At 59.5% G+C, this 18,626-nt stretch carries 19 protein-coding genes; 18 read left to right on the top strand and 1 reads right to left on the bottom strand.

Annotated elements, in window-relative coordinates:
* The first annotated feature begins 24 nt into the window (after window positions 1-24).
* The 16 genes from VN577_20010 (at window position 25) to VN577_19935 (ending at window position 15,933) form a co-directional block, all read left to right on the top strand.
* Window positions 25-414 (top strand): hypothetical protein, encoded by a 390-nt coding sequence (locus tag VN577_20010; protein HWR17125.1) that lies wholly within the window; start codon window positions 25-27, stop codon window positions 412-414.
* On the top strand, window positions 414-605 hold the full coding sequence (locus VN577_20005) for a hypothetical protein (protein ID HWR17124.1): 192 nt from the start codon (window positions 414-416) through the stop codon (window positions 603-605). Before VN577_20010 ends, VN577_20005 begins: the two co-directional genes overlap by 1 nt.
* Window position 606: 1 nt before the next feature.
* The gene (locus tag VN577_20000; protein HWR17123.1) at window positions 607-1,305 is read left to right on the top strand and encodes a hypothetical protein; all 699 of its coding nucleotides are present in this window, start codon (window positions 607-609) and stop codon (window positions 1,303-1,305) included.
* On the top strand, window positions 1,302-1,793 hold the full coding sequence (locus tag VN577_19995; GenBank protein ID HWR17122.1) for a hypothetical protein: 492 nt from the start codon (window positions 1,302-1,304) through the stop codon (window positions 1,791-1,793). Before VN577_20000 ends, VN577_19995 begins: the two co-directional genes overlap by 4 nt.
* Window positions 1,794-2,246, top strand: a complete 453-nt coding sequence (locus VN577_19990; GenBank protein HWR17121.1) for a hypothetical protein — start codon at window positions 1,794-1,796, stop codon at window positions 2,244-2,246.
* 11 nt (window positions 2,247-2,257) lie between these two features.
* The gene (locus VN577_19985) at window positions 2,258-2,479 is read left to right on the top strand and encodes a hypothetical protein (GenBank protein ID HWR17120.1); all 222 of its coding nucleotides are present in this window, start codon (window positions 2,258-2,260) and stop codon (window positions 2,477-2,479) included.
* 15 nt (window positions 2,480-2,494) lie between these two features.
* On the top strand, window positions 2,495-3,496 hold the full coding sequence (locus tag VN577_19980) for a hypothetical protein (GenBank protein ID HWR17119.1): 1,002 nt from the start codon (window positions 2,495-2,497) through the stop codon (window positions 3,494-3,496).
* Window positions 3,497-3,764: 268 nt separating this feature from the next.
* Window positions 3,765-4,499, top strand: a complete 735-nt coding sequence (locus tag VN577_19975; protein ID HWR17118.1) for a hypothetical protein — start codon at window positions 3,765-3,767, stop codon at window positions 4,497-4,499.
* A gap of 91 nt (window positions 4,500-4,590) precedes the next feature.
* Entirely contained in the window at window positions 4,591-4,992 is a 402-nt protein-coding gene (locus VN577_19970) for a hypothetical protein (GenBank protein HWR17117.1), read from the top strand.
* Window positions 4,993-4,994: 2 nt separating this feature from the next.
* Complete coding sequence (locus VN577_19965) at window positions 4,995-7,721, top strand: hypothetical protein (protein HWR17116.1); 2,727 nt, start codon at window positions 4,995-4,997, stop codon at window positions 7,719-7,721.
* Window positions 7,718-8,557: a hypothetical protein gene (locus VN577_19960; GenBank protein ID HWR17115.1), complete on the top strand. Its 840-nt coding sequence runs from the start codon at window positions 7,718-7,720 to the stop codon at window positions 8,555-8,557. The genes VN577_19965 and VN577_19960 overlap by 4 nt, the downstream gene beginning before the upstream one ends.
* Window positions 8,557-9,198 (top strand): hypothetical protein, encoded by a 642-nt coding sequence (locus tag VN577_19955; GenBank protein ID HWR17114.1) that lies wholly within the window; start codon window positions 8,557-8,559, stop codon window positions 9,196-9,198. The genes VN577_19960 and VN577_19955 overlap by 1 nt, the downstream gene beginning before the upstream one ends.
* 1 nt (window position 9,199) lies before the next feature.
* Complete coding sequence (locus VN577_19950; protein ID HWR17113.1) at window positions 9,200-11,707, top strand: hypothetical protein; 2,508 nt, start codon at window positions 9,200-9,202, stop codon at window positions 11,705-11,707.
* A 1-nt stretch (window position 11,708) separates the two neighbouring features.
* Window positions 11,709-12,068, top strand: a complete 360-nt coding sequence (locus tag VN577_19945) for a hypothetical protein (protein HWR17112.1) — start codon at window positions 11,709-11,711, stop codon at window positions 12,066-12,068.
* A gap of 173 nt (window positions 12,069-12,241) precedes the next feature.
* On the top strand, window positions 12,242-13,471 hold the full coding sequence (locus tag VN577_19940) for an NAD(P)/FAD-dependent oxidoreductase (protein ID HWR17111.1): 1,230 nt from the start codon (window positions 12,242-12,244) through the stop codon (window positions 13,469-13,471).
* Between the two features lie 161 nt (window positions 13,472-13,632).
* Window positions 13,633-15,933 (top strand): family 10 glycosylhydrolase, encoded by a 2,301-nt coding sequence (locus VN577_19935; protein HWR17110.1) that lies wholly within the window; start codon window positions 13,633-13,635, stop codon window positions 15,931-15,933.
* A gap of 50 nt (window positions 15,934-15,983) precedes the next feature.
* On the opposite strand, the gene VN577_19930 is transcribed toward VN577_19935, so the two are convergent.
* On the bottom strand, window positions 15,984-17,066 hold the full coding sequence (locus VN577_19930) for a hypothetical protein (protein ID HWR17109.1): 1,083 nt from the start codon (window positions 17,064-17,066) through the stop codon (window positions 15,984-15,986).
* A 93-nt stretch (window positions 17,067-17,159) separates the two neighbouring features.
* On the opposite strand from VN577_19930, the gene VN577_19925 reads away from it, so the two are divergent.
* Window positions 17,160-17,954 carry a fumarylacetoacetate hydrolase family protein gene (locus VN577_19925; protein ID HWR17108.1) on the top strand — a complete coding sequence of 265 codons (795 nt, stop codon included), beginning with the start codon at window positions 17,160-17,162 and terminating at the stop codon, window positions 17,952-17,954.
* A gap of 18 nt (window positions 17,955-17,972) precedes the next feature.
* Window positions 17,973-18,617 (top strand): fructose-6-phosphate aldolase, encoded by a 645-nt coding sequence (gene fsa, locus VN577_19920; GenBank protein ID HWR17107.1) that lies wholly within the window; start codon window positions 17,973-17,975, stop codon window positions 18,615-18,617.
* The last annotated feature ends 9 nt before the right edge of the window (window positions 18,618-18,626 follow it).

The following is an 18,626-nucleotide window of genomic DNA, read 5'->3' as shown; positions in this document are numbered from 1 at the left end:
GTCCGCAGCGGAGAGAGGTTTTCGGTGACCCAGCGCAATCGGTTATTTCACATCACGATGGTTGTACCTGGCAACCTGGCGGCCGGAGCCGGGCAGGCCACGCACAGCGTGATGACACGTTGCCGCATTCTCGAAGCAGAAGCGGCGCTCAACACCACGGGCGCTACGTCCGGCAATACCGACGTGGACGTGAACAAAGGGGGCGCGTCGATCATGGCTGCGCAAGCACTGCGCATCGCCCAGGGATCGGCCACGAAGTTCGTGAAAGCGAAACCTTCCGTGGGTGTCGTCGGTGAACCTGCCGGCGTTCCTTGTGAAGTCGGCGACGTAATCACCGTCGATGTGGATGCGATACCAGGCACCACGTCGAAGGACCTGACGGTTCGCCTGCTCTGCATGGCGGTCGACGTTTAATGACCGCCGAGCAGAAGCTGGCGGAAGTAGAGCGAGTGCTCACGGAAAAACTCATCCTCGGGCACTCGCACTACGCGCCGAAAAGCAAGAATCCGATCTTCATGGACGGCTACAACCAGGGCCGTGAAGATCACAAATCGTATAGCGATGACGTGGCGCATTTTGCGCTGGGCATCATTCGAGGCGAGTAACGTGGCAAAGACGATCGACGACTTCCAGAAGCGGCTAAGCACGTTGATCCAGGATCCGTCCGGAAAGCTCCCGGACGAGGACCGCCGCGCGATCATTGCGAAGGCGATCGTCCAGGTCTTCTCGAAGGACCGCCCACATGTGAAGGTCGTCGAGATCCTCGGCAACGGCACCAATGACATCGCGCTGCCTGGAGAGTTTGTCGACGGCTTCTCGCTGGTGTCGAAGGTTGAGTATCCGATCGGCAATATTCCGGCGACTTACATCGACGACGCAGATTACGGTCTTTACCGCACGCCAACCGGACTGAAGCTGCGGTTCATGTCGGCCGCGCCGGCCGATGGCGAAAAGATCTGGAGCACCTTCACCGCGCCACACAAAGACGATGGCTCGACGATCGCCGACGTGGACTTCGAGGCGGTGTGCGACTGCGCAGCTGCGATCGCGCTTGAAGTACTCGCAACCAAGTACGGCGGGACCGTCGATCCGCAAATCTCGGCCGACGTCGTGAATTGGCGGTCGAAGAGCCAGGAATACCTGGCGCTCGCGAAGGCTGCATGGCAGCGCTATTACAAGGCGCTCGGAATCCAGGCAGGCGGATCCTCCGAAGGCGCAGGTCAATCGGCGGCCGTTGCCGTAGGCGAAATGGAAACAGGCCTGAGCTTCGGCGGTGACCGGCTCACTCACCAGAGGCGCAGATGAAGTTACAGGTCCGAATCACGGGAGCGGAGCAAGCCTCGGCCGACATCCGCGCAGCCATGCACCAGGGGCTTGCGAATGGCATCGAGAAGCTCGCGTGGACCGGTGTTGGCTACGTCCAGGAAAACACGCCGACTGCGTTCGGATACCTGGCAAATGGAATCACGGTGGACTTTGCGGGCGGGCGAAACCTGATTGCCACGATCCACGCAACGCCTCCGGGCGAGAAGTATGTACTGCCGGTCGAGACAGGCACGCGGCCTCACTTTCCTCCGATCACGCCATTGATGCTGTGGGTGAAGCAGAAGTTCGGCGTGGGAGATGAACAGGCGGCACGATCGATCGCATTCGCCGTGGCACAAAAGATCGCCAAGCGAGGCACCAAGGGCGCGTTCATGTTTCAGAAAGCCACGGAGAAACTAGTGAATCTCGGTCCGGATGTGATCGAGCGAGAGATCGCCGAGGCGATCATGACAGCAGGGTTGGCATAGATGTCATTGGAAGACGCCATTAACGCAATCGTTGAACGGATGAAGGCTCTCCCCGGAGTCGGCGTCCTTGTGTACGACGAAGAGAAGAGCACCACGGATCCCGACCAGTTCCAGAAGGAGTTCGTTGAAGAGTTGAAGCAACGGATCAATGGCTGGACGGTGCTGGTCGAAACGACGCAGAGTACGGACCGGGGCGTGACGGTTGTCGACGATCGTCACCAGCTCGTGATTCGCGGATGGCGATCGCTCAATGCCGAGAAGAATTCCGGACGAGAGTTCCGCAACGATGTCGAGGCGCTTCGCCAGGCGTTCAATAAAGGCGATCGCAAACTGGGTGGCGCGTGCCTGGAATCCGGCCCGATGAGCAGACGCTACCAGACGAGCGGCATGTTCGCAGGCGCGCTCGTCCATTACGTGGAGCTGACATATCCGGTGCGTTTGTATCCGGTGTAGAGAGGAAGCATATGGCGAGCGAGAAACCTGATTTCGTGGCAGTGAAGTTGACCGCATTTGGCGAGGAGCTCGCCGGCGAAAACGGATCCGTGCTCGTGGTGAGCGGAATCCGGCAGTATGAATTCCGGCGCGGCGAGGTGAACCGAGAGATCACGCGCGCGTTCGATTGGGAAGTAGTTCTCTCGGACCGCAATGTCGATGGCCAGCCTTTGTTCGAGTTGGTCGAGGAATAAGGCCAGGAGGAGCACATGCCTTTCGAGCAGCAGACAGTAGAAGCACGTAACATCACGCTGAGCACCAACAAACAGAATGCGTTCGGTACCGCACTCGCCGATGCCGCCATGACTCTTCGGCCGCCGATCATCGATCCGGGCTCTTTCGCAAACATCAAGAAAGAGTGGTACAGCAACCTGCAGCGCGGGAATAAGGGGCATCAGTGGGCAACCGTGCGCCAGGAGATCGGGCGATTCACTGACTTCCAGATGGGCGGCGACCTTGACGAGGTTCTGGCCGGCTGGCTGTGCGCCTTCGCATTCATGGATGTGACGACGACCGGCGCGGGCGTGAAAACGCACGCGTTCAAGCCACTGGTTTCGTCCAACCAGGCGCCAGTGACCACGATCTACTTCGAGGACACGGCGGACCTGAAGTACAAGATGCAGGATCTCGCGATCGCCGAGCTGGAGATCTCCGGCAGCGATCGCGGCCCGCTGCAGTTCCGAGCGTCGATGGTGGGCAGCGGCCGCCATACCGATGGCGCGATGGCGGCTCCGGTTGCGTCCGCAGTCGGCACACTGCTCATGGGCAACGATACAGATTTTCTGATCGGACCTTCGGGGGCGGCGGTCTCGATCAAAGAGCAGATCCGAAACTGGTCGGTGACCTTCGCCATCGGCGTGGTTCCACATCGCGCTCCGGGCGGCGGAAAGTTCGCCTCATTCATGCGACTGCAGGAATTTCGGACGCGGTTCTCGGCGACGATCTCCGCGAAGAACGTCGACAACATCCGCACGCTGTTGTTAAACGACACGCTCCAGGAGGTTCAGATCAACACGAACTCCGGCGCTGCTGCGCAGTTGAACATCAAGTACCCCAACATCTATCTTTCGGCGGCGCAGATCGGGGTCGACGGCATGGATCAGGTTTGGCAGATCGAGACCGACGAGCAGGCCATGATGAAGCTCGGCGCGAGCGAAGTTGTGCAGGTTTCGGTGCTGAACAACCAAGCGACGTATCTGGTCGGAGCATAAAGTTCCTGGCAGCGGTCGCCCGTATGGAAAAAAGGGTGCCTGACCGCAAAAGGGACCGGCGTCCAAAACCGGTCCCGTCCTCAAAGAAATACGATCGCAGCTTCGCGATCGCAAAAGCCGCAGCGCTTCGCGGCAGAGGCCAACACTGCAACGGCCTCGGTAACAGGAAAACGAAGTTTCCCGGTCCTGGCCTTTCCCTGGAGGCAGGCTCCTCTCCTTCCTGCGAATTGCGAGCAACAGGACCGGGAAAACAAATCAAAGGAGCGCCATGAGCGACACTGAAAAGCAGCAACAACAGAATGTATTTCTGGATCTCGCCACACCGCGCGAGATCTCCTTCCGAGTTGGAAAGTTCGTTTACAGCTACCTGTTCAAGCGGATCACGGATGAGGCGTGGCTGAAATTCTTTGCCGCCATGCACATCACATCCGAGCGCGATCAGGGCGGCGTGAAGAATACGATCGACGTCGCAACCGCCGCCAGCGACTTGGTTCGCAGCAATGTCACCGGAGTCGATGGATACGCACAAAGCTTCAAGCTGGAAGGCGAGTGGCAGAAGGCGCTTCCGCCAGGCCATGTGAAGCTTGTCGCGGGCTGGCTGCAGGACGCGACGATATACGAGGGCGGAGACGGCAGCCCCGTGGATCCGATGTCGATCGAGATCTCGCTGGCCTCGTCATGGACTGCGAGCGGTCCAGGAAAGATGCAAAAGATCACGGGATTGAAGCATCGCTTCGCGCCACCCTCGGGCGCTGACGAGCAGAAGTACAACCGCGCGCTCAGTGAGACGCGCGTCGTTGGGAACCGGAATACGGGGACGACGATCTATCCGTCTCGTCAGGCTGTGCTCGTGCAACTTTATGACGAACTGATCCAGAGCGTGGATGGCTACGTGTCCAACGGCTCGAAGCTCGAAGGCCGCGCGATCATCGCCCAGGAGATGGACGCGTTTCATAAGGTTGTGGCGGTTCGGCAGCTGTTTGCAGAGCCGGAGATCGACTAGATGAATGAGGCGCTGTGTTTTGCCCACGACAGCGCCTCAAAGTAGAACCGCACCGTTGGATGCGAATCCGAATGCGGAGAGTGTAGCTCCGATGATTGAAGTTGCCAAGGATTACGAGGGTTTGTCGATCGCAGCGCGTGAGCTTCTGGAGGAGGAGTTGCACGCGCCCGATGACGACCGCACCCGCAAGAGCGCGGAACAGGCGGCGAACCGCGAAGCCGTCCTGCGATCGCTGAAAGAGCGCCGCACGCTGTCTCCAGGCTACTACGTACGGGCGCGGTACCTCTTTGATCTCGATCGCAAAATGACGGTGATTCAGTTCGGACTCAGCGACGTGACACCGAGCGAGATTAATGGCGTGCTCGCGATTCGGCAGGCAAAGAACAAGTTTCTGAGCGATCACCCGGAGTGCCCTTATTGCGGTGCGTTGCAGATGTATTCAAACGTGCCGCAGTGCCGGCGATGCAGGAAGAAGTTCAGAGGAGCGGAGTAAATATGGCGGCCTCAGTAACGATTGAACTGATCGGCGATGAACGCGATGCCGTGCGCAGTGCGAACAACATCGAAGGGCAGATCAAAAAGGTAGGCACCCAGGGCAATGTCGTGTTCACGGATATGGCGCGTTCGCAGCGCACCGCGAATGCTGAAGGTGAGCGACTTGGCCGCACGATAGGAGGGCTCGCGCGGCAAACATCTACCCTGGGGCCGATCGTGGAGACCGCCTTCTCGGCGGGACCGTTGATCGCTTTCGGACTACTCGTCCTGACGCAGACGGACCGCATCAAGGCCCTGGCCCAGGAACTGGGTGGATACAACGAGAAGATGCGGGAAATGGATCGGTTGAACCGGCAGGCGAATGTGAAGGCATTCGTCGAGCTTGGTCTTCCATCGGCGATCGAGCAGAACGCCCGGATCAACGCGCTGAATATTGAGAAAGAGAAGATCGACGAAAACGAGCGCGCGCGTGTCGGCGGCATGATGGATCAAATGGATCTCATCCAGCGCACCACCGTGGCCTTATACCAACGGCTTCGGGTGGAGAAGGAGATTACGAACGAAACCGACCTCCGCAACGAAGCTTTGAAACACGCACGCGAGGATGCGGAAGAAGAGGCGAAGCGTCGCAAGGCGTACGCGGCTGGAGCGTTTCCTCTGCCTGACTATTCAAATGAGACCGCGCGCAACCAGTCTCGCGCCGAAATGAACGCGCAGATCAACCAGGTTGGGAAGACCGGCCTGGTCCTTTTACAGCAGCAGGAGCAAGACGAGATTGCGAAGCTGCGCGCACAGGGCTTGCAGGATGCCGTCCTGGTTGCTGAGCGTGAATACCAAACCCATCAACTCTACGCCGCGAAGCGCATTCAGCTCATGGAGCAAATACAAGAGAAGGCGCGCGCGATGGCCGCGCAATCGGCCGAGGTCGTTGCCGAGGGCAGCAACGAGATCTCGAAGCGGGTAGACCAGGAACTGAATGCGCAGTTGAAAGCGGAGGAGCAAGCAGGCGAACGCCGGCAGGTTCTACTCGAGAGCGAACTCGACGCGAACGTTCAGTTGCAGGCGGACCGGCGTCGGCTCGCGGGCGATGCTGTGGGCGCAATGATCATTGAGGAGATGCATCGTGTCGACGTGACGATCGCGGGGTTGAAATCGATCGGAATTCAGGAAGAAGAACTGGGACGCCTGCGGCAAACGATGCAGGAGAGTGTGAATGCCCGCGTCGCTGAAGAACACCGGCGAATGGTTGAGCGCCTCGGCCGCGATATGGAAGACGTGTTCGACGACATCACCAGCGGGAACATCGGGAAGCGAATCCTGTCGAACATCAAGAGGCTGTTCTTCCAGATCGTTGCGGAGTGGATTCTTTCGATGAACAAGATGCGCAGCGCGACATCTGGCTCTGGCGGAGGAGGAGGCGGTTGGCTCGGCACCATAACGGGCGCGATAGGGTCGATCATCTTTGGGAGAGGATCGGTGCTCGGAGGAGGCGGAAGTGCCGGTTCACGCGTGCCGGGAGTCACGCCGATCGGAACGAGTATTGGCTCGACGAATGGAGTTGGCGGCGGCGGGATCGGTTCAACGGCGGGGATTCCCGGGACAGGCGTTTTCAGCAGCGGATCGAGCACCTCCGGTGGCGGCGGTTACTTCGGTGGACCAATGTTTTCGTTTGCATCATCGGGCGGCGGCTTCGGCGATGCACTTCCAAGGACCTCAGGCTCCCAGTCCGGCGGTGGCATCGGCGATATCCTACGCACGACTCTTCCCGGAGGAAAATCTGGAGTGCCGGTATCGCGCAGCGCCCAACTCATGGGCATGCTGGTGACGGGCGGCGCTGCTCTTGCGGGGAAAGTCGGTGGTACGCCCGCTATGCTGGGAGCCATGCTGGGCATTGGCGGCCTCGCTGCGCTCTACGGTTCAAGTACGGCGGCGATGATGGCGGTGGCCCCCTTCGCTCCTTACCTCGGACCTGCTGCTGGCGGCCTCGTGGGATTCGGAGTGGGCATGCAGCATGGTAAGGCGGCGGGATCGCTCAGCGGTGCGGGCAGCGGCGCTCTGGTGGGCTTGCTGGCGGGCGGGCCGATCGGAGCGGTCATCGGCGGCATCGTTGGACTGTTCAGTGGACTGTTCGGCGGCATCTTCGGAGGTTCGAAACGTCGCCGCCAGGCGGAGCGGTTCGCGACGGAACAGAAGTCCGAGTTGCAGAAGCTGCTCGAAGCCTACAACACCTACCAGATCGACTCCGGCTCGGCGCTCCAGCAGCTGGACGCGGTGCGCACGAATTCATGGTCGGAACTGAGCAAGCTTAAAGGAGAAGGGAAAGACGTATTCCGTCGCACGCTGGAGCCGGAGATCAATCGCATCTCATCCCTCATTCGTGAAACTCAGACGGAACGCGACCGCCGCGCGTCGTTGTTCTTCGGACCTCCGATGTTTGCGACGGGCGGAGAACTTGCTGGAAGCCGCATCGCCGGCTGGCGACTGACCGGTGGACGCGTTCTTATGATCGGCCACGAAGGTGAGCGCATGATGAATCGCGAGGCGTCGCAGAAGTACGGCTCGCTTCTCGATAGCCTGAACGAGGGGCGTCGACCGGCAGGATCATTCGGAGGCGACTCCTTCGTGTTTAACACGCTCGATGCCGCGACGATCAGTTATTGGTTGCGCAATGGCGGTTCACAGGAGATCCGCTCAGCGATCGGACGCGACCGACGGGAGGGTAGATGAGCGAGCAGAATATTCTGAATCCGACGGCGGCGAGCGAGCTTAATCCAGACTGGGGATACAAGATCCGCGACACATCTATGTTCGCGCGGTTTCGGCCGAAGAGCGGTAAACCCGTCACCCGCATGATCGAAGGCGGTGGCAGGCAATTTGCTTTGTCATGGAACGATCGTCCACGCGCCATCGCCGACCAGCTTGAGCAGTGGGACCGGCAATATCGGGGCGATTTCTTCACCTACTACGATATCGATCGCAACCGCTACTACTCGGGCCAATTCCCTGAGCCGCTCACGTTCACCCCGAACGGCAACGATAAGGTGACGATCGAGGGCGTCTTCGAAGAGATCCAGGGCGTGCCTCTGTATCAATACCCTGGAGAAAATTCGCTCGCAACGAATGCGGCGGAATGGCTGCGGCTAGGGTGCTTTATCGAGGAGCGCGACGGATTCGGGAATGACCTGGTCCACAAAGTTGGGGACTGGTCGTCATACTCGTTTGTATCGCAGCACGGGGGATCGAGCTACTACCATAACAACCCTGCACAGACCGGGACGGGCGGCTTCGCCGCGTGGACCTATTTCGGATATGGATTTCGCTTCTGGTCGATGCGCGAAGTCAATGGTGGAACGTGCGATATTTACCTCGACGGAATCACCGCTCCGTATTTCCTCGCCACTCTTGATCTCTACGCTGCCGCGGATTCGCCAAGCTCTCCACGGTTCGTAAAGGTAGATGTTCCGCTGGGTGAGCACACTATCTACATGTTTCAAAACGGCATCAAGAACCCAGCCTCGGCCGGTTACTTCATCTATGCCGACGCCCTGGAGGTGATCCGCTGATGCCCATCACCTATTCAGCGGCGCAGATCAATTCACTGAAGCGCCGGCAGGGGCTCGCTCCCACCATCCTCCTCGATGTCCAGGTCGCAGATGGAACGACTTATTACTGGAGCGATCGAGTAGGCGCATATCCTGCCGTGATTGGTGCTCCCGCCACGCCGCAATACGCGCCGAAAATTAAGGCAGCCGGTCCGTTCGGGATCACGAGAGACAACGCCAGCGACGCTGGCGACGTTACGATCGAGAACCTGAGCGGCAACACCGTCCGGCGCTACCTGAGCCAGGAGTTCCGTGCCCGCGAGTTCTATCACGCGCTGGCGGTCCTCCGGATCTGGGACTCTTTCGCGAAAGCATCGATTCGTGAATTTCACGCGGTCATTAAGGAACCGGTAGTTGGTGTGGAAGAGATGATTTTTCGCCTCGTCGAGATCTCTGACCCTGCCCAGTACTTTGGGCCATGGGAAGTGACGAGCGAGCAGTGTGGCGTCCGATACAAAGGTCCGTTCTGCGGATCTGCCTCGGGCTTAGCTGATTGTCCGCGAACCATGAATGCGTGCAACACTCGCGCGGCGGTCGAACATTTTAACGGTATTCCTTTTCCGACGCCGGAGTCGGCGTTCACATCGACGCTGGGTAAATAGGATGGCGGTTCCGAAATACGAAGACGGTGTTGGCCCGACCTGGTCCGGTCCATGGGAACATCCTGAGCCGAACTTTGCCGGTAAGGCGACGATGCAGACGCTGCAGACCGGCTTCAGCATTCCCTATCCGATCGCGTACGGCTATGTGAGGGCGGTTGGGAATGTCAGGCTGCTGGCGGAGCTCCCCGACAAATCGAAAGTTGCGATCATCATTTTAGGAGGCGGGGAGTGGGATGGCATCGAGCGCTTCTGGCTGTATCGGCGCATTCTGCAGAGCCTCACGAACATCGTGCATTTTCACCCCGGCGTTCTGCCCGCACTCGGCACGGGCCTCGGTGAGATCTCGACGGGCGGTGACAACAATGTCGACACATTCTTCAGCTACCTGCCAGCAAACGTGCAGCGCGTCACGTTCCCGCGTGTCGCCTACATTGGACTCCATGCCGCGCCCGATCCAAGAGCGGCGTATCCGGACCTGGAATGGCTCGGCGATTACCGTGCGCTGAAGATCCGCAAGTTCGACGCCGGTGGTGCGCAGACTGCATATGCATGGTCACTGAATCCAATCGAGCAGGCGGCCGATCTCCGCTTCCGCCTACAGCTGATGCGCGAAGGTCTTCCAGGCGAGGAGCCCACGGCCGCGGTGAAGTCCCGGATCGACTGGCCGGCCTTCGCCGATTCGGTTGCGTACTGCAATGAGGTTCTCGCAAACGGTAAACCGCGCTTCATCTGCTCAAAGGCATGGACTGAGACGAAGAGCCTGAAAGAGATGGAAGACGAGATCCTGATGACCTGCCGAGGCTACAAGGTTGAAGCAAACGGCAAGGTGCAGTACCGGATCGACAAGCCGAGGGCCACGACGTTTGCTCTAACTGGGGCGCACATCCGGGCGGTGTCGACGCAGTTTCACGAGAAGAACATCGAAGGCGCGAAGAATAGGTACATCGGGAAGTTCCGCGACCTGAACCCGATGGCAGTGGCGAACATCACGTCGATCTCGCGGACGTCCTACACGATCACTGTAGCGACGTCGACTCCACATGGATTTGTCGAGGAATCAGCGGTGGAAGTCGTGGGCGTTGCGCCAGCATCGTTCAACGGGCAATTTCGCGTGGTAACCGTTCCCGACAGCACGCATCTTACGTATGCCCAGGTGGGTCTGGCGAATGAGGTGGGTGCGGGCGGAGCGCTGTCGACGCCAGAGTCGCGATTCTCGGAGCGGTCCGTGATTCTCGACCACAAGGCTCATCAACTCCACATCGGTGTTCGGGGCGTCGGCATCCCGCTGCAGGCTCGGCAGGAAGACGCGGTGTACGACTTCGGTGTGAGCACGCGCGACCAGGTGCATCGGGTGCTCAAGTACATGATGACGAAAAACCTCGGCCTCGATCAGACGCCTTACAAGGCTCCCGTCGAGGGCAGGTTGGTCTGTGATCTATACGGCATCGATAGCGCGGACCGCGCGCTCGCTGCCCAACTGCCCGGCGACACGGTTGCTCTCGAGACGACCGCGAGTTACGAGTGCGCGGATGACTACGAGATCATGAAGGAGACGCTGAAAGTAACGAAGGCGAGCGAGGAATCCAACGACAGCAGCACCGTCGAACTGGAGCTTCATGAGTATCTCCCAGATGCATTCCCGGACACATCCGATGAAGAACAGGTGATGACGCCTGCCGCCCAGGGCACTGGCCTTCCTGGTGTGAGCACCTTCGACAACGATGGAACGGAGTTCAAAGCCATGACGGCCGTGCACACAAACTCCGGTCCGACGACGAATCCACTGAGCGGCGTCGCGCTGAGCGGAACGGCGGGCAAGGTCATCGTGAATCCGTTCACGAACCGAGTTGGCGGCAGCGACATTCCCTGCCTGTCCGCGCCATATGAGATCACCGGCGGCGGCATCACGCAGGGCCAGAAGTACACAGCCTATTTTGATGATCCATTCTGGCTCGGCGGCGACATCACACCTCAGTTAACGCAGGACGAATCGATTCTCAGAAATGCGAAGGGCCGCTTCGTAATAGGTGAGGTAAAGATTCCGTTTGCGTCTCCGACTGGGCAGACACTGCGGCCTAGTACCTATAGCGACAGTGGAGACGTGTCGGCCGTTGATCCGACGAAAGCCTTCGACGAGAACAACGAGAGCTACGCGATCGTGGCTTCTGAATTCAGCAGCCCGGACGGGTTCGACTGTAATTGCGTATGGTCTGGAGTCCCCGCGCATGCCGTTGTCTCGCCCAGTGCGATTCATTTGAAGATAAAGTACGTCGCGGTTGGAAAGACCAGTTGTTTTGTTGCGATCAGGTACTCGGTGAACGGAGGGTCGTCGTGGAGTTACGTTCCTGGCTTCCCAACCAATGGGAGCTTATCTGGCATAGCGGACATTCCTTTGCTCACTTCTCAATTGACCCAGAACATTCGGGTGCAGGTCTACACCGACGTTCCCCCAAACCTGTTCAATCGTGGCTATGTGTACATTCATGAAATCTGGATCGAGGTGAGCTAGAGTGGAAACTGTAATTCTCGGAGACGGCAAGAACGCAGCCCAGGTCGAGGTCAACGGAGTCGCCAGATATGTGCGCGTGAGAAGGGTATCTGTTGACCTACTGACGAGGCGAACGGCTGGCGTCGATGTCACTGACGCTACGGTAAAGGTTCAGCCCTATGAAGTCGACCAAAACGGCTCGGAATTGGCTGCCGGTCCAGTGGTGGGTTCAACGTTTCAGGGCGTCTCTATCGTGGACGGCCAACCTATGATCGGCGAGGACGATTTGGCGGGGCTTACAATGCGGGCGGTGGAGGTAATGGTGGGCAGGCTTGGGGAGCCCCCACAGGCCGCTCAGGCGGTTCCTGAGGAGCTGATTTGAGCGATAGCTACGGGGTCGGGCCGGGCCGGTTTTCACTCCAGCCTAATTCCGCTCCACTCCAGCGTAATTCCGCTCTCCACTCCGACAGAAAGCCGTCAGCCCCACAGATCCCCGGATCGAGCTCTAAATCAGCGCTATAATCGCGTTTATCAAGCTCACTGTGGGGGTGAGCCATGCAGCCCAACTACGATCTCATTGTTATTGGCGGAGGGATCGCCGGATCCTCGCTCGCTCGCCGCGTTGCTGCTGCCGGACACAAAGTCCTCGTCCTAGAACGTGAAACCGAATTCCGCGACCGTATCCGCGGCGAAGCCCTTCAGCCATGGGGGGTAGCGGAAGCGCGCACTCTCGGCATCTCTCAGTACCTGATGAAGTCCGGCCAGGAGCTTCGCTACTTCAACCAGATAATCAACGGGCAACCTGGGGGCCGTCGCGACCTGGTGAACACCACGCCGAGTTGTTCGGGTATCTGGGCGTTTTATCACCCGCGTGCGCAGGAGACCTTATTACAGGTTGCCGCCGATGCCGGAGCCGAAGTTCGTCGAGGCGCCACCGCAACGCAAATCCGTCCCGGACAGACTCCCACCGTCAGGGTCCAGCAAGAAGGCAAATCCGCCGAAGTCACCGCCCGCCTCGTTGCGGTTTGTGCCGGACGGAATGCCGGTCTTCGCACTGAACTCGGATTCACCGTGCGCCGCGGAAACATCCCACTGTTCCTCTGCGGCGTTTGGCTCACCAACGTGTCCCGCGACATCGATCCGTCCAGCGCCCACCTCGCAAACGATCTCCGCACCGGTTCGATGTGCGCCTTCTTCATGCAGCCGGGAAACACCGCACGCGCCTACTTCGGATTCCACCCGCAGACATGTCCACGTCTCCAGGGTGCTCAGGACTTCCCGCGCTTCAAAAATGAATTCATGGCCGCATCGGGCGGCGCGATTCCCTTCGGAGACGCCAAACCCGAAGGCCCGTTAGCTTCCTTCGAATGTGCCGATGTTTGGGTTGACTATCCCTACAAAGACGGAGTCGCGCTAGTCGGCGATGCCGCGGCTTCCAACGATCCTTCCTGGGGCCAGGGGCTCGCGCTTTCCTTCCGCGACGCCAGGGTTCTGTCCGAAGAGTTGCTCGCGAACGATCTCTGGACGAATGCCGCGCAACGCTATGCGCGCCGTCACGACGAGTATTACCTCCGTCTGCGCACTGTCACCGGTTGGTTCTACGACTTGTTCCAACGGCTTGGTCCGGAAGCGGCCCAGCGCCGTGCCCGTGCCTTGCCGCTCATCGCGCAGGATCGGACCCGTGTTCCCGACCATCTCTTCGGCGGGCTTGATATACCGCTGTACCCAAACTCCCGTGCCCGTTTCTTCGGCGAAGATACCCTCGCGGCCTCCCATGCTGGCTGATCGTAACCTGCAGGTTATTACCATCAGATTTTAGCCGCATGCGATAGAAAATCACTGCAATCCGGCTTCTCTCGTGGTATCTTTCCGGCGCTTTGCTGCACCTATTTCCCCCATACGACTAACCCTTACTCCGTTTCTCCCTCCAGCAGGAGGTTTAGGAGATGCAAGACTTGAAAACAGTCACAAGGGTAGTTCTGCTCATTCTCCTTGTCGCTTCGGCCACCACAGTCCTCAGCGCTCAGGCACGCACGGAAGTCCGCGGCTACTGGGTGGATACCTTCAACTCGACACTGAACAATCACAACGATGTTCTCGCCGTTGTGGATAACGCGGTCGCTTCGAACGCTAACGCACTCTTCGTGCAGGTACGCCGTCGCGGCGATTCCTGGTACTTGAACTCACTCGAACCATCGCCCGATTTCGTCCCCATCGAAGCCGGGTTCGATCCACTCGCTGATTTGATCAGCGTCGCTCATAGTCGCGGTATCGAAGTTCATGCATTCGTAATCATGGCGGCAATCTGGCATAAAAACCCAACGTTTGCACCGACCGCTACGCTCGGCCCTCCCCTCAGCCCCAATCACGTCTTCAATAAGCACGGCGGATACGACTCCGTGAGCAAGACAATCGTCCCCGGACCGAATAACTGGCTCACTCGCAGCCTGCTCTCGTCCATTCCGTTCAACGGGCATCGGTTCGGAAACGACTTCTGGCTCGACTTCGGTCATCCTGATGCCGCCGCGTACACCGTCGACGTGATGAACCATCTTGTAGCGAACTACGCTATCGATGGATTGCACCTCGATCGTATTCGTTATCCCGATTTCAGTGCCTCCGGCCAGACTCCGGCCAATGGCACGAACATCGGCTATAACCCGACGAGCATTGAGCGCTTCCAGAAGCACTACGGTATCGCCGCCGGATCGCCTCCGCCCGCAACGGGAGACCCCGCCTGGATGCAATGGCGTCGCGATCAGGTCACGAACATCGTGCGTCGGGTGTATCTCAACGCCATCGCCATTCGTCCGAACATCAAGGTCTCTGCCTCCTTGATCGTTTATGGCGGCGGTCCGACGACCGAAAGCGGTTGGGCCTCTGCGGAAGCCTACTGGCGCGTGTATCAGGATTGGCGTTCATGGACGGAGGAGGGCATCCTCGACATCGCCATCCCCATGAACTACAAGCGCGAGCACACTGCTTCCAACGTGCCCATGTTCAACACCTGGAATGAGTGGACCAAGAACCACCAGTACAATCGCTCGGCGATGATCGGTGTGGCGGTTTACCTGAATGCCGTGGAAGGCTCACTGCGCCAGATTCGCCGTTCGCTTGAGCCATCTGCGGCCGGCAACAGCGTCATCGGCGTGAACCTCTACTCCATGGCCACGACCAACGTTGCCGTTACCGCGAACCCGTTCTCGATTCCGCCCGGGCAGAACACGCCCTTGCGTTCATTCGTGGACTTCGCGGCCGGCTTGAGAACCGGTCTCTCTGCGGACGCATCAACCCCGTATGAAGATAAGGGCCTGTATCCGTTCGGCATCTTCGCCGACTGGCCGACCATGCCCAATCTTCCCTGGAAGACCGCTCCGACGAAGGGCCACCTGATGGGCTTCGCCAAGCGCGCTGACACCACTCCGCTCGACACCGCGGATGTCACCATCCAACGCGTCGACGCGGCAGGGCAGAAGACCACTGCCACCGATGGCGGCGGCTTCTATGGCGGCGTCGATCTCGAGCCTGGTCAGTACATCGCCAAGGCCCAACTTGGCGAAGAAGCGCTGTGGGCTTGCAAAACGAGCGTAGTCGCCGGCGCCGTTTCCGTTGCCGACATGCATGCGGAAGCCTCGGCTCCAGTTACTACCGTCGACTTGGCGCCTGCGGCTCCCAACGGCAACAACGGCTGGTACACCGGTGACGTCACCGTCACCATGGGTGCCACCGACGATTGCACTGGCGTCGAGAAAATCCAGTACTCCATCAACGGTGGTGGCTGGCAAACCTACTCCGGTCCCTTCACCATCAGCACCGACGGGACCAACACCGTGCAGTACGCTGCGGTGGATCGTGCGGGCAACGTCGAGCAGACGAGAGACTTCACCGTTCTGATCGACAAGACCGCTCCCACGCTCACCTTCTCGGCTGCACCCGGCGTGATCTGGCCTCCGAACGGCAAACCGGTTCCGGTGACGTTCTCCGCCACCGGCGCCGACGCCACTTCCGGCCTTGCCCAGATCACCTACACGGTCACCGATGAATATGGCGCTCCGCTCGCGATTCCTTCGCGTTCGCTGAATGGCGCGTCCGCAAGCTGGGCGGAGATCCTCGAACTCGAAGCCCGGCGTCTTGGAGAAGACCTCGACGGTCGTCTCTATCACGTCATGGCAACGCTGGTCGATCAGGCTGGCAACACGTCCACCGCTTCTGCGGACGTTGTTGTGGTTCATGATCAGGGAAACTAGCTCACGGAAGTAGTTATTCGGGACAGGCGGCTTCGCGCTGCCTGTCCTTTTTATTGCGGAACCTTTTCACTCGTCTCTTCGGACTTGGCGCTCTCATTCCCGCGGGCATCCACCGCCGCCACTGAGTAGAAGTATTCGCGCCCGGGTTGCACATTCGCATCACGGAACGACGGCGTCGGCACCACTTCGGCGTTAATCTTCACCGCCTGCGCACCGCCTTCCCGCCGATACACGTTATATCCCGCCAGGTCCGCCTCGAGGTTTGGAGCCCACGTCAGATCGACAAACGGCTTCTGCCCGGGACCTGAGAACACCGCCTGCAACCCACTCGGCGCTTCCGGCGCAAACCTGTCGACAGCTTCCACCATCACGATGGGCGAATCGTCGCCCTCCACTTCGATGGCCTCTCCCCTCGTCTGCTCCACCCGCGTGATCGGCGCAATCCGGTACAGATACTTCTGTCCCCACTCAATGTTCCGATCGAGAAGTTCCGGGTGGGCATTTTCGATGGCCACCTCTCCCACGATCACTTCCGGCTTGTTCCCCTCTTCCGATCGACGGAACACCCGGTACAGGAAACTCAGCGCCGCATTCCGCGGAATAGCGTTAGGATCCGTCCAACCCAGTTGCACGCCCTCGCTCACCACCTTCGCTTCCACGCCTGCCGGTGCTGGCAACGTTGGTGCCAACGGCACGCGTACCTGGTTCGAAAGTCCAGCCGACTGCCCCCGCGGATTCTGATCCTCCAGCGCATACGTCGCAAAGCCCGTCGGGTTCTGCGTCATTGCCGATTCCGGAAGCGTGTCCGTCGCATCCTGCCGCGACACCATCGCTTCCTTCGTGTAGTGCTCGACCTGCGTATCCTGCGTCGCCACCGGGGTTCCGCATTGCACCATCGCCGCTTGCGTCAACGAGCGGCACACCAGCGTCTTTCCCGCCTGCCGGATATTCTCCCCATCGCTTGTCTGCGTTGCGGGTGTCCACGTCAGCAGCACGTTCTCGCCTTTTCTCGTTGCCGCCAGGTCACTCACCGGAGCCGGAATTCGCAGCGATGGCGGTTGTGGCGCGCCCGGCGAAGCACACCCCGCCATCCACATCACCGCCAGCACCGCAATAGAAGTCCACAGTTTCATCGAAGCCCATCAGAGTACCATGCCGCTCGCGCTCACTCGCCATTGCTGCGCGCCCCCGCGTGCATTACACTGCGTGATTCGCGGCATCCACTCATGCGCTACTGTCTATTCATACACAACGGTTCTTCTCAATATGGACTCGTGGAATCCCTCGCCGGACGCGACTCCATCACCCGCATCTTTCTTCCGGGCGAATCCGCCCTTCCCGACGAAGACTCTCACACCGAGCGCATCGATCCCGTTTCGCTCGAGAGCGCCCGTCTTCTCGCGCCCGTGCTGCCGTCGAAGATCATCTGCGTCGGACGCAACTACCGTGATCACGCGAAGGAACTCGGCAACGAAGTTCCCACCAAGCTGCTCATTTTCAGCAAACCTCCTTCGTCCGTTATCGGACCAGGCGAAGTCATCCGTCGACCCGCCATCTCTCAGCGTGTGGACCACGAGGCCGAACTCGGCGTCGTCATCGGCAAGCGCTGCTATAAGCTCCGAGATGACGAAGACGTCCGCCCCTATATCAACGGATACACTTGCGTAAACGACGTCACCGCCCGCGATCTCCAGAAGCAGGACGACCAGTGGACCCGCGCCAAGGGCTTCGACACGTTCTGTCCCGTCGGCCCTGTCATCACCGACGAGCTCGATCCCTGGGCCGGAGTCACCGTCGAGTGCCGGGTGAATGGCGAAGTTCGCCAGCATGGTTCCACGAAAGACTTCATCTTCCCGCTCGATCAGATCATCCGATATATAGCGAACACTATGACTCTTCTTCCCGGTGACGTGATTGCCACCGGAACGCCCGCAGGCGTCAGTCCTCTCCTCGCCGGCGACAGCGTCGAAGTCGAAGTAGAAGGTATCGGGACCCTTCGCAACTCAGTAGCAGACGAGTAACTCTATCGGGAGTACGTAATGAAATTCTTCGTAGACACAGCAGAAATCAGCGAAATTCGCGAAGCCGAAGCCATGGGCATCCTCGACGGTGTCACCACCAATCCGTCGCTCGTTGCCAAGGCAGGCAAGCCCTTCAAGGAATCCATCATCGAGATCTGCAACATCGTGAAAGGCCCGGTGAGCATTGAAGTCACCGCCACCACGAAAGACGCGATGCTCAAGGAAGCCCGTGAGTACGCCAAGTGGAGCGAGTACGGTGTTATCAAGCTACCCACCACCAAGGAGGGCGTGAAGGCCTGCAAGCAGTTGGCGTCCGAAGGCATTAAGGTCAACATGACCCTTTGCTTCTCCGCCTCGCAGGCACTCATCGTTGCCAAGGCCGGCGCCACCTACGTCAGCCCCTTCGTCGGACGCATCGACGACATCTCCTGGGACGGCATGCAACTCATTCGCGACATCCGCCAGATCTACGACAACTACGGTTTCGAGACTCAGATTCTTGCCGCCTCGCTGCGTCATCCCATGCACGTCGTCGAAGCCGCCAAAGCCGGAGCCGACGTCGGCACGCTGCCCTTCAAGGTCCTCGACGCGCTCTTCAATCATCCATTGACCGACAAGGGCCTGGCGCAATTCCTGAAGGATTGGGAAAAGGCCGTTCACTAAGGGGAACAT

The organism is Terriglobales bacterium (genome assembly GCA_035561515.1).
In the GTDB taxonomy this organism is placed as follows: domain Bacteria; phylum Acidobacteriota; class Terriglobia; order Terriglobales; family Acidobacteriaceae; genus DATMXP01.
The sequence above is the reverse complement of the archived record's forward strand: the minus strand, read 5'-3'. Positions and strand labels throughout refer to the sequence as shown.

What these genes read in the sequence shown, in the direction of transcription:
- fsa (HWR17107.1), top strand. Translation starts at nt 17,973, where the DNA reads ATGAAATTCTTCGTAGACACAGCAGAAATCAGCGAAATTCGCGAAGCC.
- VN577_19935 (HWR17110.1), top strand. Translation starts at nt 13,633, where the DNA reads ATGCAAGACTTGAAAACAGTCACAAGGGTAGTTCTGCTCATTCTCCTT.
- VN577_19985 (HWR17120.1), top strand. Translation starts at nt 2,258, where the DNA reads ATGGCGAGCGAGAAACCTGATTTCGTGGCAGTGAAGTTGACCGCATTT.
- VN577_19960 (HWR17115.1), top strand. Translation starts at nt 7,718, where the DNA reads ATGAGCGAGCAGAATATTCTGAATCCGACGGCGGCGAGCGAGCTTAAT.
- VN577_20005 (HWR17124.1), top strand. Translation starts at nt 414, where the DNA reads ATGACCGCCGAGCAGAAGCTGGCGGAAGTAGAGCGAGTGCTCACGGAA.
- VN577_19950 (HWR17113.1), top strand. Translation starts at nt 9,200, where the DNA reads ATGGCGGTTCCGAAATACGAAGACGGTGTTGGCCCGACCTGGTCCGGT.
- VN577_19955 (HWR17114.1), top strand. Translation starts at nt 8,557, where the DNA reads ATGCCCATCACCTATTCAGCGGCGCAGATCAATTCACTGAAGCGCCGG.
- VN577_19990 (HWR17121.1), top strand. Translation starts at nt 1,794, where the DNA reads ATGTCATTGGAAGACGCCATTAACGCAATCGTTGAACGGATGAAGGCT.
- VN577_19965 (HWR17116.1), top strand. Translation starts at nt 4,995, where the DNA reads ATGGCGGCCTCAGTAACGATTGAACTGATCGGCGATGAACGCGATGCC.
- VN577_19975 (HWR17118.1), top strand. Translation starts at nt 3,765, where the DNA reads ATGAGCGACACTGAAAAGCAGCAACAACAGAATGTATTTCTGGATCTC.
- VN577_19970 (HWR17117.1), top strand. Translation starts at nt 4,591, where the DNA reads ATGATTGAAGTTGCCAAGGATTACGAGGGTTTGTCGATCGCAGCGCGT.
- VN577_19930 (HWR17109.1), bottom strand. Translation starts at nt 17,066, where the DNA reads ATGAAACTGTGGACTTCTATTGCGGTGCTGGCGGTGATGTGGATGGCG.
- VN577_19995 (HWR17122.1), top strand. Translation starts at nt 1,302, where the DNA reads ATGAAGTTACAGGTCCGAATCACGGGAGCGGAGCAAGCCTCGGCCGAC.
- VN577_19980 (HWR17119.1), top strand. Translation starts at nt 2,495, where the DNA reads ATGCCTTTCGAGCAGCAGACAGTAGAAGCACGTAACATCACGCTGAGC.
- VN577_19925 (HWR17108.1), top strand. Translation starts at nt 17,160, where the DNA reads ATGCGCTACTGTCTATTCATACACAACGGTTCTTCTCAATATGGACTC.
- VN577_19940 (HWR17111.1), top strand. Translation starts at nt 12,242, where the DNA reads ATGCAGCCCAACTACGATCTCATTGTTATTGGCGGAGGGATCGCCGGA.